Origin of the sequence: Streptomyces virginiae, from assembly GCF_040638905.1 — a bacterium.
Taxonomy (GTDB): Bacteria; Actinomycetota; Actinomycetes; order Streptomycetales; family Streptomycetaceae; genus Streptomyces; species Streptomyces virginiae_B.
Genome location: NZ_JBEZYV010000010.1, coordinates 36,030 through 49,511 on the forward strand (window position 1 = coordinate 36,030; position 13,482 = coordinate 49,511).

Sequence of the window (13,482 nt, forward strand, 5' to 3'; positions counted from 1 at the left end):
TCGAAGAGGCCCGGACGGGGGGCGGCTGGTGGCACTCCCCGGCCGGCCCGCACTCCACCGGTTACGGCCGCAACGGTCCGCTCCTCCTGCACCGGGTACGGGCCGGCTCTGGGCCCGAGTGGAGCGCGAGGCCGACGGCCTCCGCTCCACTCCGGCCTGTTCCGTCACCGACGGGCGGGGCCGGGGCCGGGTGGTTCACTGGCTGCCGAGTGTCATCCACCGCTCGGGCGCCTCCAGCGGGGCGAAGCCGATCTTGGCGTAGACCGCGTGCGCGTCCGCGGTGGCCAGCAGGACGCGCCGCAGGTCGTACGGGGCGAGGTGGTCGCGCACCGCGGTGACGAGCGCGGTGCCGATCCCCTTGCCGCGCACGTGCGGGGAGATGTACACGTCGCAGAGCCAGGCGAAGTCGGCGTGGTCGGTCACCACGCGGGCATAGCCGACCTGCGCACCGGAAGCCCGTTCGTAGACGCCGAAGTTGAGGGAGCCGGCGATGGCCCGGTCCTGCTTCTCCCGGGACCGGTCGCGGGCCCAGTACGCGTCCTGCGACAGCCACTGGTGGACCAGCGCGTTGTCGATCCGTGCGGAGTCGGCGGATATCTCGTATTCAGCGGGAAGGAGAGTGGTCATGGCTGCATCCAAGCAGTTCCGATCACTCCCCCACCGCTGGTTTTCGCCCACCGCATGATCATGGAACGGACGCGGCGTGCGAGGATCCACCCATGGATCACGCAGCCGTGTGGACGTGCGCAGCGGACGGGAAGCCGTCCGCCGGGCCCGAGGACCTCCTGCGCATGGTGCGCGGTGCTGCCCGTACGGCGCCGGGCGGACGCGTCGACGCGCGGATCGCCCGGTGCGTGATGTGCGACGCGGACGAGGACGGCTTCGAGGTCGCCAAGGGCGAGTGCTTCTGCGTGGGTTGCTGCATACCGCTCGGCGTCACGGACGGCGACGTGCACCCGGTCGCCCATCCGTGGCGGCTCGAGCCGTCCGAGGCGCCGCTGCCGCCGGCCTCGCCGGGCCCGGGCTTCGAGGCGTCGGACCTGCCCCGCTGCCCCGCCGGCCACGACGTGTTCCACGTCGCGGTCGCCCTGGCATTCGCGGCGGACGGGGCGGTGCGGGGTGTCACGGTCGGCCTGCGGTGCCCCGAGGACGGCGCGTTGTGCCTGTACGTCGACAACGCGCGCGTGGTGGCGGCCGGCGCGGCGGCCTGATCGGCGTTGCCGCGCGGTCGGGGGTCAGGACTGCACGGGGGCTTCCCAGGTGAACCCGTCGGGGTCGGTGAAGGCGTCGGGGGTGCCGCCGAGGACGATGCGGTGCGAGCCGGCGCCGTCGACGGGGACACCGAGGTCCTTGGCCAGGGCGCGGCGCTTGTACAGCGCCAGCTTGACGGGGCTGGACCCAGCGGCGGTGAACTCGGCGTACTTGCCGCCGAAGCTCTTGCCCACGGTCAGACCGCGGGCGACGTAGAACTGCTTGGTGGCTTTCACGTCCTCGACGCCGATCAGCAGGACGACCTCGTCGATCTCGCGGGTGGCGGGACCGGTGTCCTTCCTCGCCGAGGTCGCGATCTTCCAGATCGTCCCGTCGGGAGCCTGGACGATGCCGCCGTAGCCCCACAGCGACTTCGCGGCCGGCTTCAGCACGGTGGCGCCGGCGTCCACCGCGGCGGCGACGAAGCCGTCGACGGTTGCGGGCCCGGCCACGGTGAGGGCCAGGGTGAAGCCGCGGAATCCGGAGGAGTGCGACTCGGACGCCCGCAGGCGCACGTACCTGTCCACGCCGAAGGCGCTGTAGAAGCGGCGGGCGGCTTCGAGGTCGGTGACCTCGATGGTGACGGACGCGAGGGACGTGGGGGCCGGGGTGTGCGTGGTGGTTGCCATGTCCCTCACGCTAGGGGGTGGAGGGCTGCCGGGGCTTCTCCATTCCTGACCGGTCCGGGGCGGTCTCGCGCTCCCCAACCGGACGGGCGGCCGGGCGTTACGCCTCCACACCCCTCAGGTGGTGCGTGAAGTGGTCGGCGAGCGGGGCCAGCCAGTCGGGCCGTGCGTTGCCGAGGAGGTGATCGCCGTGCGGGACGGACAGGTAGGTGCCGTGCGGGGCCAGGCGGGCCAGCGGTTCGGCATTGGTGACGCCGGGGATCACGTCCTGGCCCCCGTCCACGACCAGGAGCGGGGCCGTGATGCGGGAGGCCAGGGCGGTGAGATCCACGTGGCGGGCGAAATCGCGGGCGGCGCGCGCGCCTCCGGCACGCTGGGCCATGATGTCCCGTACCGGCGGGGGAAGTTCTTCCCAGTCGAGGCGGAAGGGGCCGCTGACGGTGGCGACCGCGGCCACGCGCGGCTCCAGCGCGGCGCTCCGGGCCGCGAAATAGCCGCCCAGGCTGAGGCCGACGAGTCCGACCCGTGCGGCACCGAGCGCATCGACGACCCGGCTCACGATCTGCTCGTAGTCCGGCCTGAAGACGGTTGCGGCAGCGAGGACGCCCTGCCCGGGGCCGTCCATCGTGAACACCGCCAGTCCCCTGGCCGTCAGCGCGGACGCCAGGTCGAGGAATTCCTCCTTCGCCGAGTCCAGACCGGGCACGACGACCACGGTGCCGACGGCGTCGGCGGGGCCGCGCAGCCAGCCGGTGAATCCCTCGCCGCTCACCCGCCGCGCATGGGGTTCCAGCGCGGCGAGCGCCCGGCCCAGGGCGTGGTCCGCCTCGACGGCGGCGCGGTGTGCCTGCGCGTACGGCGCGAGCGTGGCGGCGTGGAACCAGCGGGCCGCCATCAGCAGGTACTCGCCCGCCGAGACCGGCGAGGCCGCCTGATCCGCCCGCCGGAGGTAGGCGTGCCCGGTGTCGAAGAAGGCCGGCCCCCAGGCGGAGAGGGTGGCGAGGCCGTCGGTGACGCGCCGGTACTCGTGCGGGTCGAGGCCCGCGCCGAGCGCGCGCGTGTACTGGGCGGCGGCGAAATCGGGGACGTTCACCGTGTTCCTCCCGTCAGCAGGACGGCCTTGCCGCGTATGCGGCGCTCTCGCAGATCGACCAGCGTGTCGGCGGTCGCGGCCCAGCCGGTGATCGAGCCGATCTCCGGATGCAGCCGACCCCGCTCCACGAGCCGCACCAGCGCCGCGAGATCGGATCCGTACGGGGCGCCGGCGTAGTGGAAGTGCCGGATCGTGACGCGCTCGGGTCCGCCGAGCAGTCGGAAGAAGTCCAGGGTGGCCGGCGTGCGGCTCGCCTGGCCGAACCACACGAGCGTTCCTCCCGGCCGGACCTTCGAGAGCGCGAGGGCCAGATCCGGCCCGCCCGTGGACTCCAGCACGACGTCGAACGGCCCTTCGGCCGCCGCGACCCCGTGCACCACGTGCGCGCCCCGCTCCACGAGCCGCTCACCACGCCCGGGCGTGGCCGTCACCGCGGTCAGCTCGGCCCCGGCCCCGACGGCCAGCTCCGTGACGTAGTGGCCGACCCCGCCCGAAGCACCCGTCAGCAGCACCCGCAGACCCGCCACGGGGCCGGCCGTCCGCAGCAGGCGCAGCGCGGTGATCCCGGCCAGCGGCAGGGCCGCCGCCCGTACGCTGTCGATGCCGTCCGGGAGCGCCGCGAGCGAGTGCGTGGGCACGGCGGCGTACTCGGCCCAGCCGCCCTGCGCCGGGTGTCCGACGACACGGGCGCCGATGCCGGGACCCGAGCCGTCCGCCGCGGCCTGCACGACGAGCCCCGCGACGTCCTTGCCGGGCAGCCACCCCGGCCGCGGGTCTTCGAGGAGGAACGTCTCGCCCCGGTTCGGCGCGAACGCCTCGACCTTGACCAGGACCTCATCGGGCTCCGGGACGGGCTGGGGGACCTCGGCGAAAGCGACCGGACGCTCCGCCTCCCCGGTGGGAATCAGTCTTCGCATGCCGACAATCCAACGCCCGCGGCATCCCGGGATCCAACAACGCACCAGCACGGCCGACAACCGTCGGTTGTGACCTATGGTGGGAGCCGTGGATCTCGACCTCGCACAGGTACGCGCCTTCGTGCACGCCGCAGAGGAACTGCACTTCGGCCGGGCGGCGGGGATGCTCGCCATCACCCAACAGGGACTGTCCAAACGGATCTCGCGACTTGAATCCCTGCTCGGAACCCGGCTGTTCCAGCGTGACGGCAACGGGGTGCGCCTCACCGAGGCCGGAGCGCGTTTCCTCCCACCCGCCCGGCAGACCGTGACCGCCGCCGACGCCGCGGTCGCCGCGGCGGTCGGGAAGGACCGTCCGCTGCACGTGGACGTCTGGGGGCACCTCTACGCACCGATGCGGACCTTGGCCCAGGTCGCGGGGCGAGCCGGCGAGCTGGTGCTGGGGCACGGACGCGATCTCCCGTCGGTGACGGACGCGCTGCTGCACGGCGACATCGACGCGGCCTTCGGCCGGGTCCACCCGCCCCTGCACACCGCACTGGTACACCGCCTCGTCCGCCTGGAACCGGTGGACGCCGTACTGAGCGCGGACCATCCGCTCGCGGCCGCGGGGGAGCTCCGGCCCGACCAGTTGCGCGGCAGCGTCCTGTGGGCACCCGGTGCGCTGCAGCGGCTCGACTTCCTCCACCAGTTCGCCGAGCGGTTCGGGATCCGGAACAGGGCCGCGAGCGTCAATCTGGGCCTCGCCCACTTCCTCGCCGAGGTGGCCGGCGATCCGCACCGCTTTTCGCTGCTGCCCGCGGACGTGCCCCTGCCGGAGGTCGCCGGGCTGCGCTCCGTACCCCTGGTGGACCCCACGCCGCTGTACGCCTGGTCGCTGCTGTGGCGCAGCGGCGACGGACACCCGGGCCTGAACAGCCTCACCGCGGCCTGCGCGGAAGAAGCGCGGCACAGGCGCTGGCTGGAGTACGACCCGACGCGCGACTGGCTGCCGGACCCGCCCGCGAACGCAACGGGGAAGACCGGCTGACGGCGTGCACGCGCAATCGGGGGCGGATCCCGGCACCGCACACGGAGGCCGACAGTCACAGCCCGCGAATGTTGTGGGTCTGCGCCTTCGCCATGAGGGGGAGATCATGATGGTGTGGTGCAGTGAGGTTCGGCTCGGGTGCGAAGGACAGGCAAGCTGTGCGGGAGGCGGAGTTCGTAACGGTCGCGGGGCTGGTCGCGGCGGTTGCACAGAGGGACAGCGGTGCGCTGTGGCGGCTGGAGGGCGCAGACCGGCAGCTGGACGCGAACCTGGTGCGCCACCTGCCCGGGACCGGCGGGGCGGCGTACACCGAGGCCGAGGTCGACGTCATGCTGGTCGTCGTCGCGGGCGGCGGGACCCTCACCCTGGACGGCACCAAGTCCCGGCTGGCCCCCGGATTCATCGGACTGCTGCCGCGCGGCACCTCCCGCGCACTACTGGCCGGCCCCGAGGGCCTGCTCGTGCTGACCGTGCACCACAGGCGCCGCGGAATGAGCATCGGACGGAGCACCCCTGCCGTCGCCCCCGAGCCCTGCGCGCTCCACCTGGTGTGCCCCCGGTGCCACCGCCACGCGATCGAGGCGGACGCCCGCTACTGCACCGGCTGCGGCACGGCCCTGAAGGACCGCCCCGAGCCCCCGTAGGGGCCCGGCGGCCGTCGGACGCCGTGAGCCGCGTTGTCACGTGGGGTGGCGGCGACGGGGGCTATGGTGACACAGAGTCAGAAGTGTCGGGTTCCGTGCCGTGGGTGCGGGACGTCCCTCCGGAAAGGCTTGCGCCCGTGTCTGCTGCACTCTCCGATGATCTGAAGCGCCTCATCGACGATTCCCCCGTGTTCGCGACGGTGGCGACCATCCAGCCCGACGGCAGCCCGCAACTGTCCGTGACATGGCTCAGGCGCGACGGCGACCAGCTGCTCATCTCCACGACGGTGGGCCGCAGGAAGGAACAGAACCTGCGCCGTGACCCCCGTATCACCGTGATGATCAACCCGCACGACGCGCCGTACACCTACGCCGAAGTGCGCGGCACGGCCGAGCTGAGCGAGGAGGGCGGCCAGGAGCTGATCAACGAACTCTCGCGCAAGTACACGGGCAAGGACTACCGCGACTTCAACCCCGCCTCCGTCGACGATGCCGCACGCGTAGTGGTACGGGTCGTTCCCCGCAAGGTCGTCGGCTCGATCTAGCGCGGCCGGCCCCGTGGAGGTCCCGGACCGGCCGAACCGGGCCGGGGCGTCCGCGGTGAGCTGCGGGTATCAGGCGGCCAGCTCCTGCTGGGGCGCGGCGGAGGGAAGTTCCTGCCCCGACCTGTTCTTCACGAGTTCGACGTTCTCGACGAACAACTGGAAGAGCAACTGGCTCGCACCGAGCTCCCGGCCGTTCTTGCCGTTGTTCCCCTGGGCGATGCCCAGGCTGTACGGTTCCTTGTCCTCGGCCTTGACGCCGATGTAGCCGCCCAGCGTGCCCTCGTTCGGGTTCGCGTTCTTGTAGTCCCCGCCGCGCTCGTTCGCCTTGCGGATGTAGTCGTTCTTGTAACCCGGCCCGAGGGCCATGTGGGCCTGGTCGAAGAGGAGTTCGTGGGCCCCGGGCTTCAGCGTGAACTTCAGCTGGACGGCGTAGGGGGCTCCCTGGGTCTCGTAGTACCCGTCGGCCTGGCCCTGGTCGCCGAGGTGGGCCCCGATGGTCATGCCGGTGTAGCCCTTCTCCCTGAACTCCTTCGCCGAGCCGGTGGCGGAGGCCACGTACGCCAGCATCTCCTCCCGTGCGGCTGTGTCGCCCCAGTAGGCGAGCGCGCTCTCGGCCTCCTCGAAACTCATGGACCTGTACAGCTCCATGCGCCCGGCGCCCTCGTCCTTGCGCCGCAGTTCCTCCAGCAGCGCGGGGCCGACGGTCTTGATGATCTCGTCGATCGTGCGCGCCGGCTTGCTGGCCTTGAACTTCTTCGCGGCCTTCTTGGAATCGGCCATGTGCGTGGCCCTGGCCTTGGCGTTGCTGCTGCTGGCACCGCCCAGCCCCGCCTTGTCCCGCCAGTACTCCTCCGTCAACCGGTCCTGCGGGTTCTCGACGCGCTGCACCGCGGCGCCGGAACCGGACGCGGTCGAGGGCGCCGAGGGCACCGCCGGGTGCTCCACGTCCGTGGCGGCGCGGTGGCCGGGCGCCATGACCCGGCCGGCGTTCGCCTCCGCCTCCCGCTCGAACCGGTCCGACGGGTCGGAGACCTTCAGCCCCGCACCGTTGTCGGTGCCCGCGACCGGTCCCTGGCGCTGCTGGATGACGTGGGTGAGTTCGTGGGCGAGGGTGTGCTTGTCGTTGCCGCCGGCGCCTATGACGACATGGCTTCCGGAGGTGTAGGCGCGGGCCCCGACTTCCGCGGCGGAGGCCTTGGCGGTGCTGTTGTCATGGATGCGGACGTCGGAAAAGTCCGCTCCGAGCCGGGCTTCCATGTCGGTGCGGGTGGCGGTGTCCAGGGGGCGCCCGGGGGCGCGCAGGACGTCGTGCACGGCGGAGCGCTGCACCGCGTGCTGTCCGGGCCGGTGGTGCCCGCATCCGTCGGTGTGCTGGTGCTGTTCCTGGTCCCCGAGCCGGCCGGACCGACGGAGCATCTGCACGACCGCGGCGTTGCCCGCACTGGACTGCAGCGCCAACAGCCCCACGGGAGGTGCGGCCGCCTGCTGCGGAGCCGCGGACTGGCGGGAGGACTGCAGCAACTGGTCGTCGGTCTTCCGCGTCGAGCGGGGGTGCCTGGGACTCACACGATCGCCTTTTCGGTACGTCGGGGAAGCCGCCTCGGGCGGCTGCCGGCCACATCCCCAGGGGCGGTCACACCCGTTGTGACCAGGGGGTCTGACGCATTATCGGCCAACTCGCCGAGGTGAAGGCAATGTTCGGCGCATGGCGTCGACACTCTGCCCGGACGCACACCGGAGCGTGCAACCGAGGTGCCCCTTGAGGCAGACCGTCAGGCCCCGACCGAGCGGGCGGCCTCTGTGGTGAGGCCGGGATACCCGGCCCGGGCGGCCCCTACGGCGCGGCCGGAAGGCGGACGGTGACGACGAGGCCGCCGGTGGGGCGGGGGGACAGGCCGAGCGTTCCGTCGTGGGCGCGGACGATGCTGTGCACGATGGCCAGACCGAGGCCGACGCCGGCGTGCTCGTCGGTGCGTACGCGTTCCGTTCCGCGCTGAAAGGGTTCGGTGAGGGTCGGTACCAGTTCCGGCGGGAGGGGGCGGCCCGTGTTCTCGACGCGCAGGACGCACGTGTCGCCGTACGCCTCGGTGTGGACGGTCACGGTGCCGTCGGCGGGGAGGTTGTGGACGATGGCGTTCTGGACGAGGTTCGTCACCATCCGCAGCAGGAGCTCCGCGGAGCCGCTGGTCAGGGCCGTGCCGCCGGTGACGTCGAGGGTGGTCCGGCGCTGTTCGGCGAGGGGAAGCAGCGTTTCGGCGGCTTCCTCGGCGAGGAGGGAGAGGTCGACGCTCTCGCGGGTGAAGCTGCCGCACTCGCCGCGGCCGAGCAGGAGGAGGGCCTCCGTGAGGTCGATCGCCCGCGTGTTCACCGTGTGCAGACGTTCGATGATCTCGGCCCGGTCCTGCGTGGGGTCCGTGCGGGCAACGTCGAGGAGCGCCCGCGAGATCGCCAACGGGGTGCGCAGTTCGTGCGAGGCGTTCGCCGCGAACCGCTGCTGCTCGGCGACGTGGGACTCGAGCTGTTCGAGCATCGAGTCGAACGCGTCCGACAGTTCGCGGAACTCGTCCTGACGGCCCTCCATGCGGATCCGGTGGGACAGCGACCCCTTCCCGGCCGTCCGGGCCGCTTCCGTGATCCGCGTGAGCGGCGCCAGCATGCGGCCGGCCAGGAGCCATCCCCCCACCAGGCCGAACACGAGCAGGAAGGCCATCGCCACGGCAGCGGCCGGCGCGAAGGTGTGCACGAGGAGGTAGCGGTTGGGCGAGATCCCGAGCAGGCCCTGGGAGTTGTCGGGCACGTACCGCAGCAGGAACCCCCACACCACCGCCAGCAGGAGAGCGCCGGCGACGAAGAGGAACCCGGTGTAGCTGAGGGCGAGTTTCATACGGGCGCTGAGCCCGGGGCGTCTACGCATCCGTGGCGCCGGGCGCGGGGGAGGCGGTCCCCGTGGGCGTGTCGATCCGGTAGCCGACGCCCGGCACCGTGGTGATGAGCCACGGTTCGCCGAGCCGTTTGCGCAGAGCGGAGACGGTGATGCGCACGGCGTTGGTGAGGGGGTCGACGTTCTCGTCCCAGGCGCGTTCCAGCAGCTCCTCCGCGCTCACGACGCCGCCCTCGGCGGCGACGAGGACCTCCAGCACGGCGAACTGCTTGCGGGTGAGCGCGACGTAGCGTCCGTCGCGGAACACCTCCCGGCGGAAGGGGTCGACCCGCAGGCCCGCGAGCTCGCGTACCGGGGGCCGGGCGTACGCGCGCCTGCGGTCGAGCGCCCTCAGCCGCAGAACCAGCTCGCGCAGCTCGAACGGTTTCGTGAGGTAGTCGTCGGCGCCCAGACCGAAGCCGGACGCCTTGTCGTCGATCCGGTCGGCGGCGGTCAGCATGAGGATCGGCATGCCGCTGCCGGAGGCGACGATGCGACGGGCGACCTCGTCGCCGGAGGGGCCGGGGATGTCGCGGTCGAGGACCGCGAGGTCGTAGGAGTTGACGCTGAGCAGTTCCAGGGCGGAGTCGCCGTCACCGGCGATGTCGGCGGCGATCGCCTCCAGCCTCAGACCGTCACGGACGGCCTCGGCCAGGTAGGGCTCGTCCTCCACGATCAATACGCGCATGTCAGAAGCCTAAGCGGCACACCGTATCGCCGATGTATGCGAAGACACCCGTGCACATCGGACATGGCGCCCCGCTCCCCTCAGGCCGCCGGTGCCAGTGCGGGGCGGGGGCGGTCCGACGGCGTGTCCGGCGCCGTGCGCCACCGGCGGCGCGATGCCAGCGCGGCCAGCGCGGCACCGGCGGCGTTGACCAGTACGTCGTCCACGGAGGACACCCGGTCCAGCTGCAGCACGTACTGCGCGGTCTCCACCAGGACCGAGCAGCCCGCCCCGAGCGCCAGGACCCGCGGCACGGACGCCAGCGCCGCGAACCGCATCGGGGCGAAGAACCCCAGCGACGCGAAGACCAGCAGGTTGCCGACGATCCCGAGCGGTCCCATCGTGATCAGGTCCCGCAGCGGTACGAGGCTCACCCGCCCGGGGACGAGGCCGGCCCCGGCGCCCGGCATCAGGATCATCCACACGAACGGCACCGTCCCGTGCACCATGCCCACCTCGGCCAGCGACAGCGGCCACGCCGACGACACGCCGGCGGCGCGCCGCCTGCGCGCCAGGAGCCACGCCGCCAGGACCGCCAACGGCAGCGTGACCAACGTCAGGAACACGACACCGTTGAACGTGTCGACGCAGCCGTGCCACCGCCCGGCCATGCACGTCGGAGCGGACATCATGAGCGGTCGACGCAGGACGAACAGGGCGCCCGCCGAGCCGAGGACCGCCAGGCCGAGGAACACGATCCCGCCCGTACGGCGGGGCGGCGCTGACAGGGGTACGTCGTGGTTCATGCCCCCATTCCACACGCAGGGCGGTTGCCGCGACGTATGCGATTTTCGATACACCCGCGACAAGGGCGGCCGAGGGCAGAGCACTCCCGGCGCCAAGGAACCGACTCGCGCAGGCAGCTGACATGATGCTCGGATGCCCATCTCGTCCTCTTCCCCCACCGACCTGTGGCTGCGCGGCGTCGCGGTCAACACCGCAGCCCCCGCCGAGGTGCTGTTGCGACTGCTCGACCCGGCCGCCGGAGAGGCCCGGCGGATCCTGTGCGAGGAGCGCCGCCTGCCCGACGAGGTCGTGGACGCGGTCGTCGCGCAGCCCGACGCCAAGGTACGCCGGGCACTGGCCGGCAACCCCCATGTCTCGCCGGCCCAGCGCGGCCGTCTGGTCGAGGACCCCCACGACCTGGTTCGTGCGACGGTCGCGGGGGGACCCCACCCGCGCCCGCGTCGGCCGCTGCCACTGCCCGACGACGTCATCGTCACCCTGCTGACCGCCGAGGAAGTCGGCGAACCCCAGAGGCTCACGGTCGACGAGATCGTGAGTGAGCTCCTGTCCTCCTGGCAGGTTTCCGCATCCTTCCGGTACAGGATGCGCGGGCACGAGCACCCCGCCGTGCGATCCCTCGCCGTCGATGTGTGGGCACTGCTCACCACCGAGGAGCAGCAGGCCCTGCTGACCGACCCCCATCCGGACGTCCGTCGTGCCGCCGAAAGCCACATCCGGGCGGCAGACCCGGCAGCCAGGGAGGCGGAGCTCCCGGACCCCGGCCGCTGGCGCTGGCAGATCCTCAACAACTACGCACTGCCGGATGCCCTGGTCGAAGCGGCGATGGCCGATCCGGACTCCCGGTGGTGCCTCGCCGGCAACCCGTACACACCTGCCGACGCCGTCGCCCGGCTCGCCCGCGACGCCGACCCCGCGGTGCGCATGCGCGTCGCCGCCCGCGTCGACCTCGCCCCGGCCGTGTGGGCCGAGCTCGTGGAGGATCCCCACGAGCAGGTGCGCACGCGCGCCCGGGTGCAGCCGCTGCCCCGCACTCCGGAGCAGTGCCTGGCCGTCGACCACGAGATGGACGAGGGAGCCCACGACTGCGTCTGCACGATCTTCGCGCCGTACACGGAGCCGGACCCGGACTGGTACCGGACCTGCGCCGAATCCGGGGAAGTGGTGCTGCGCCTGGCGGCCGCGACGTGCCCGACACTGCCCGCCGACCTGGTGGCCCGGCTGGCGCGGGACCCGCACGAGGAGGTGCGCCACCGGCTGGCCGTACGGCACCCCCTGGCTCCGCCCGCGACCGTCCTCGCGGCCTTCGTCGCCCGGCCCCGGCAACGCCCCTACCTGCTCACGCAGTCAAGGCTGCCGCGGACCGGACTGTCCCACCTGCTCGACCACGAGGACCCGGAGGTACGGGCGCTGGCCGCCGCCGATCCGACCCTCGGGCAGGCTCCCGTGGCCCTGCTCACGGACCCGGACGAGCGTGTCCGCCGCGCCGCCGCGGCCAACCCGCTCTTCGCCGGGGAGACGCTGGAGGCGCTGCTCCACGACCCGGCCACGGCCGAGGGCGCGGCGGCCAACCCGGGCCTGCCGGCCCCGCGGCTGCACGCCTTGCTGGACCGGGCGGACCTGCCCCGGTGACCTGCGGACCGGGCCCGGCCGAGTTACCGGTCCCGGCCTCGCCACCGGCCCGTGCTAGCGGACCCGTCCGGAGAGCCAGGGCGTGAGGGAGGCTCCCGGGACGTGCTCCTCGTAGGTCTCGTCGCCCGGAAGCGGGACGTGGAGCTTGTAGCCCGGCGGGAAGAAGCGCCCCTTCACGAAGGCCAGTCCGCTGTAGACGGACGTCAGGAACGGCGGTACGTGGTCGCGGGGGACGTCGTGGAACACCACCCCGTCCAGCGTGATCTCCGCATCGTCTTCGGGGAAGAGCCGCACGTTGATCGCCGGGCTGCCGCCCAGTTCCACGAACGCTTCGTGGGGCAGTGACCCGTCGGGATCGGTGACGGAGAACAGCGGCGCGGAGGTCCTCCGCGACGTCCGGTCGGCGCCGATGTCGTCGGTGACGGTCATGGACCGTCGGTACTCGGCCGCGATGACCCGTATCGCGGCCACGGCCGACTCCGTGGTCGGCAGGCAGGGGTGGGGCGTCATGATCCCGATGATGCCGTAAGCCACCCCGGCACGGCGCCTCGAACGACCGCGCGCGTAGTGTGGGTTCGCGCAGAGCACGGACGTGGATCAGGGGGACCCATGACGGCTGTGGATGCACCGCCCATCGTCTTCGTACACGGTACGAGATTCAGTGCGAGCCAATGGAGCCCGCAACTCGCCGCACTGCACACGGACTTCCGGGTGACAGCCGTCGATCTGCCGGGGCACGGTGCCCGCGCTGCCCAGCCCTGGAGTCTGAAGGCTGCGACGGAGATCATCGCCTCCGCGGTGGACTCGCTCGACCGCGGGCCCGCTCTCGTCGTCGGCCACTCGCTCGGCGGGTACGCGGCGCTGGAGTTCGCGCGGCTGCGGCCGGACCTGCTGCGCGGGCTGGTCCTCGCCGGGGCCAGTGCCTCGACGCGTGGTGCGTGGGCGGGCCCGTACCGGTGGATCGCCGGGCTCGTCCCGCGGATACCGGCCGACCGGCTGACCCGGTGGAACGACCGGCTGCTGCGCCGGCTCCATCCCCCCGAGGTGGTGGAGGCGACCGTCCGGGCCGGCTACGCCTTCCACACACTGCCGGCCGCCTGGGGCGAGGTGCTGGGACGCTTCGACGCGGGAGCGATGCGCCATGTGAAGGCCCCGGTGCTGATCCTGAACGGCGAGAAGGACACCGTCTTCCGCTCCGGCGAGCGGGAGTTCGCCCGAGCGCACCCGGACGCCCGCATCGAATTGATCCCACGGGCACGACATCTCGCGAACTTCGACGATCCCCGGGCGTTCACCGACGCCGTCCGCCGCTTCGCCCTGCACCTGCCCCCACGCGGCTGAGCGCGCGGAGCC

Annotated in this window: 15 protein-coding genes; 6 read left to right on the forward strand and 9 right to left on the reverse strand. The window is 72.5% G+C overall.

Annotated elements, in window-relative coordinates; translation table 11 throughout:
• Window positions 1–195 precede the first annotated feature (195 nt).
• Window positions 196–627, reverse strand: a complete 432-nt coding sequence (locus AB0F82_RS16275) for a GNAT family N-acetyltransferase (protein WP_362627809.1) — start codon at window positions 625–627, stop codon at window positions 196–198.
• Between the two features lie 92 nt (window positions 628–719).
• Here AB0F82_RS16275 and AB0F82_RS16280 point away from each other — a divergent pair, with 92 nt between their 5' ends.
• The gene (locus AB0F82_RS16280; RefSeq protein WP_362627811.1) at window positions 720–1,211 is read left to right on the forward strand and encodes a hypothetical protein; all 492 of its coding nucleotides are present in this window, start codon (window positions 720–722) and stop codon (window positions 1,209–1,211) included.
• Between the two features lie 24 nt (window positions 1,212–1,235).
• Here the strand turns inward: AB0F82_RS16280 and AB0F82_RS16285 are convergent, their stop codons facing one another.
• The 3 genes from AB0F82_RS16285 to AB0F82_RS16295 form a co-directional block, all read right to left on the reverse strand.
• Window positions 1,236–1,880, reverse strand: coding sequence for a glyoxalase (locus AB0F82_RS16285; protein WP_362627814.1), 645 nt, complete (start codon window positions 1,878–1,880; stop codon window positions 1,236–1,238).
• 97 nt (window positions 1,881–1,977) lie between these two features.
• Complete coding sequence (locus AB0F82_RS16290; RefSeq protein ID WP_362627816.1) at window positions 1,978–2,970, reverse strand: alpha/beta hydrolase family protein; 993 nt, start codon at window positions 2,968–2,970, stop codon at window positions 1,978–1,980.
• Window positions 2,967–3,887, reverse strand: a complete 921-nt coding sequence (locus AB0F82_RS16295) for a zinc-binding dehydrogenase (RefSeq protein WP_362627818.1) — start codon at window positions 3,885–3,887, stop codon at window positions 2,967–2,969. Before AB0F82_RS16295 ends, AB0F82_RS16290 begins: the two co-directional genes overlap by 4 nt.
• 88 nt (window positions 3,888–3,975) lie before the next feature.
• Here AB0F82_RS16295 and AB0F82_RS16300 point away from each other — a divergent pair, with 88 nt between their 5' ends.
• From AB0F82_RS16300 to AB0F82_RS16310, 3 genes are all read left to right on the forward strand, one after another.
• Window positions 3,976–4,917 carry a LysR family transcriptional regulator gene (locus AB0F82_RS16300; protein ID WP_362627821.1) on the forward strand — a complete coding sequence of 314 codons (942 nt, stop codon included), beginning with the start codon at window positions 3,976–3,978 and terminating at the stop codon, window positions 4,915–4,917.
• A 158-nt stretch (window positions 4,918–5,075) separates the two neighbouring features.
• The gene (locus AB0F82_RS16305) at window positions 5,076–5,561 is read left to right on the forward strand and encodes a hypothetical protein (protein ID WP_362627824.1); all 486 of its coding nucleotides are present in this window, start codon (window positions 5,076–5,078) and stop codon (window positions 5,559–5,561) included.
• Window positions 5,562–5,698: 137 nt separating this feature from the next.
• Window positions 5,699–6,106 carry a PPOX class F420-dependent oxidoreductase gene (locus tag AB0F82_RS16310; protein WP_362627827.1) on the forward strand — a complete coding sequence of 136 codons (408 nt, stop codon included), beginning with the start codon at window positions 5,699–5,701 and terminating at the stop codon, window positions 6,104–6,106.
• A 69-nt stretch (window positions 6,107–6,175) separates the two neighbouring features.
• On the opposite strand, the gene AB0F82_RS16315 is transcribed toward AB0F82_RS16310, so the two are convergent.
• The 4 genes from AB0F82_RS16315 to AB0F82_RS16330 all read right to left on the reverse strand — a co-directional run bounded on the left by AB0F82_RS16315 (window position 6,176) and on the right by AB0F82_RS16330 (window position 10,499).
• A complete protein-coding gene (locus AB0F82_RS16315) occupies window positions 6,176–7,522 on the reverse strand; it encodes an eCIS core domain-containing protein (RefSeq protein ID WP_362628326.1) in 1,347 nt (448 codons plus the stop codon).
• 418 nt (window positions 7,523–7,940) lie between these two features.
• Complete coding sequence (locus AB0F82_RS16320) at window positions 7,941–9,020, reverse strand: sensor histidine kinase (RefSeq protein WP_362627830.1); 1,080 nt, start codon at window positions 9,018–9,020, stop codon at window positions 7,941–7,943.
• Window positions 9,013–9,714, reverse strand: coding sequence for a response regulator transcription factor (locus AB0F82_RS16325; RefSeq protein WP_362627833.1), 702 nt, complete (start codon window positions 9,712–9,714; stop codon window positions 9,013–9,015). The genes AB0F82_RS16320 and AB0F82_RS16325 overlap by 8 nt, the downstream gene beginning before the upstream one ends.
• An 80-nt stretch (window positions 9,715–9,794) precedes the next feature.
• Window positions 9,795–10,499: a VanZ family protein gene (locus tag AB0F82_RS16330; protein WP_362627835.1), complete on the reverse strand. Its 705-nt coding sequence runs from the start codon at window positions 10,497–10,499 to the stop codon at window positions 9,795–9,797.
• A 133-nt stretch (window positions 10,500–10,632) separates the two neighbouring features.
• Between AB0F82_RS16330 and AB0F82_RS16335 the strand changes: the two genes are divergently transcribed.
• Window positions 10,633–12,129 (forward strand): hypothetical protein, encoded by a 1,497-nt coding sequence (locus AB0F82_RS16335; RefSeq protein ID WP_362627838.1) that lies wholly within the window; start codon window positions 10,633–10,635, stop codon window positions 12,127–12,129.
• Window positions 12,130–12,183: 54 nt separating this feature from the next.
• On the opposite strand, the gene AB0F82_RS16340 is transcribed toward AB0F82_RS16335, so the two are convergent.
• The gene (locus AB0F82_RS16340) at window positions 12,184–12,639 is read right to left on the reverse strand and encodes a hypothetical protein (protein WP_362627841.1); all 456 of its coding nucleotides are present in this window, start codon (window positions 12,637–12,639) and stop codon (window positions 12,184–12,186) included.
• Window positions 12,640–12,738: 99 nt separating this feature from the next.
• Here AB0F82_RS16340 and AB0F82_RS16345 point away from each other — a divergent pair, with 99 nt between their 5' ends.
• Complete coding sequence (locus AB0F82_RS16345; RefSeq protein WP_362627844.1) at window positions 12,739–13,470, forward strand: alpha/beta fold hydrolase; 732 nt, start codon at window positions 12,739–12,741, stop codon at window positions 13,468–13,470.
• Window positions 13,471–13,482 lie beyond the last annotated feature (12 nt).

Excerpts from the sequence above, each read along its gene's own strand:
- AB0F82_RS16345 (WP_362627844.1), top strand. The coding sequence starts at position 12,739 with ATGACGGCTGTGGATGCACCGCCCATCGTCTTCGTACACGGTACGAGA.
- AB0F82_RS16320 (WP_362627830.1), bottom strand. The coding sequence starts at position 9,020 with ATGCGTAGACGCCCCGGGCTCAGCGCCCGTATGAAACTCGCCCTCAGC.
- AB0F82_RS16295 (WP_362627818.1), bottom strand. The coding sequence starts at position 3,887 with ATGCGAAGACTGATTCCCACCGGGGAGGCGGAGCGTCCGGTCGCTTTC.
- AB0F82_RS16325 (WP_362627833.1), bottom strand. The coding sequence starts at position 9,714 with ATGCGCGTATTGATCGTGGAGGACGAGCCCTACCTGGCCGAGGCCGTC.
- AB0F82_RS16285 (WP_362627814.1), bottom strand. The coding sequence starts at position 1,880 with ATGGCAACCACCACGCACACCCCGGCCCCCACGTCCCTCGCGTCCGTC.
- AB0F82_RS16280 (WP_362627811.1), top strand. The coding sequence starts at position 720 with ATGGATCACGCAGCCGTGTGGACGTGCGCAGCGGACGGGAAGCCGTCC.
- AB0F82_RS16330 (WP_362627835.1), bottom strand. The coding sequence starts at position 10,499 with ATGAACCACGACGTACCCCTGTCAGCGCCGCCCCGCCGTACGGGCGGG.
- AB0F82_RS16335 (WP_362627838.1), top strand. The coding sequence starts at position 10,633 with ATGCCCATCTCGTCCTCTTCCCCCACCGACCTGTGGCTGCGCGGCGTC.
- AB0F82_RS16315 (WP_362628326.1), bottom strand. The coding sequence starts at position 7,522 with ATGCTCCGTCGGTCCGGCCGGCTCGGGGACCAGGAACAGCACCAGCAC.
- AB0F82_RS16340 (WP_362627841.1), bottom strand. The coding sequence starts at position 12,639 with ATGACGCCCCACCCCTGCCTGCCGACCACGGAGTCGGCCGTGGCCGCG.
- AB0F82_RS16275 (WP_362627809.1), bottom strand. The coding sequence starts at position 627 with ATGACCACTCTCCTTCCCGCTGAATACGAGATATCCGCCGACTCCGCA.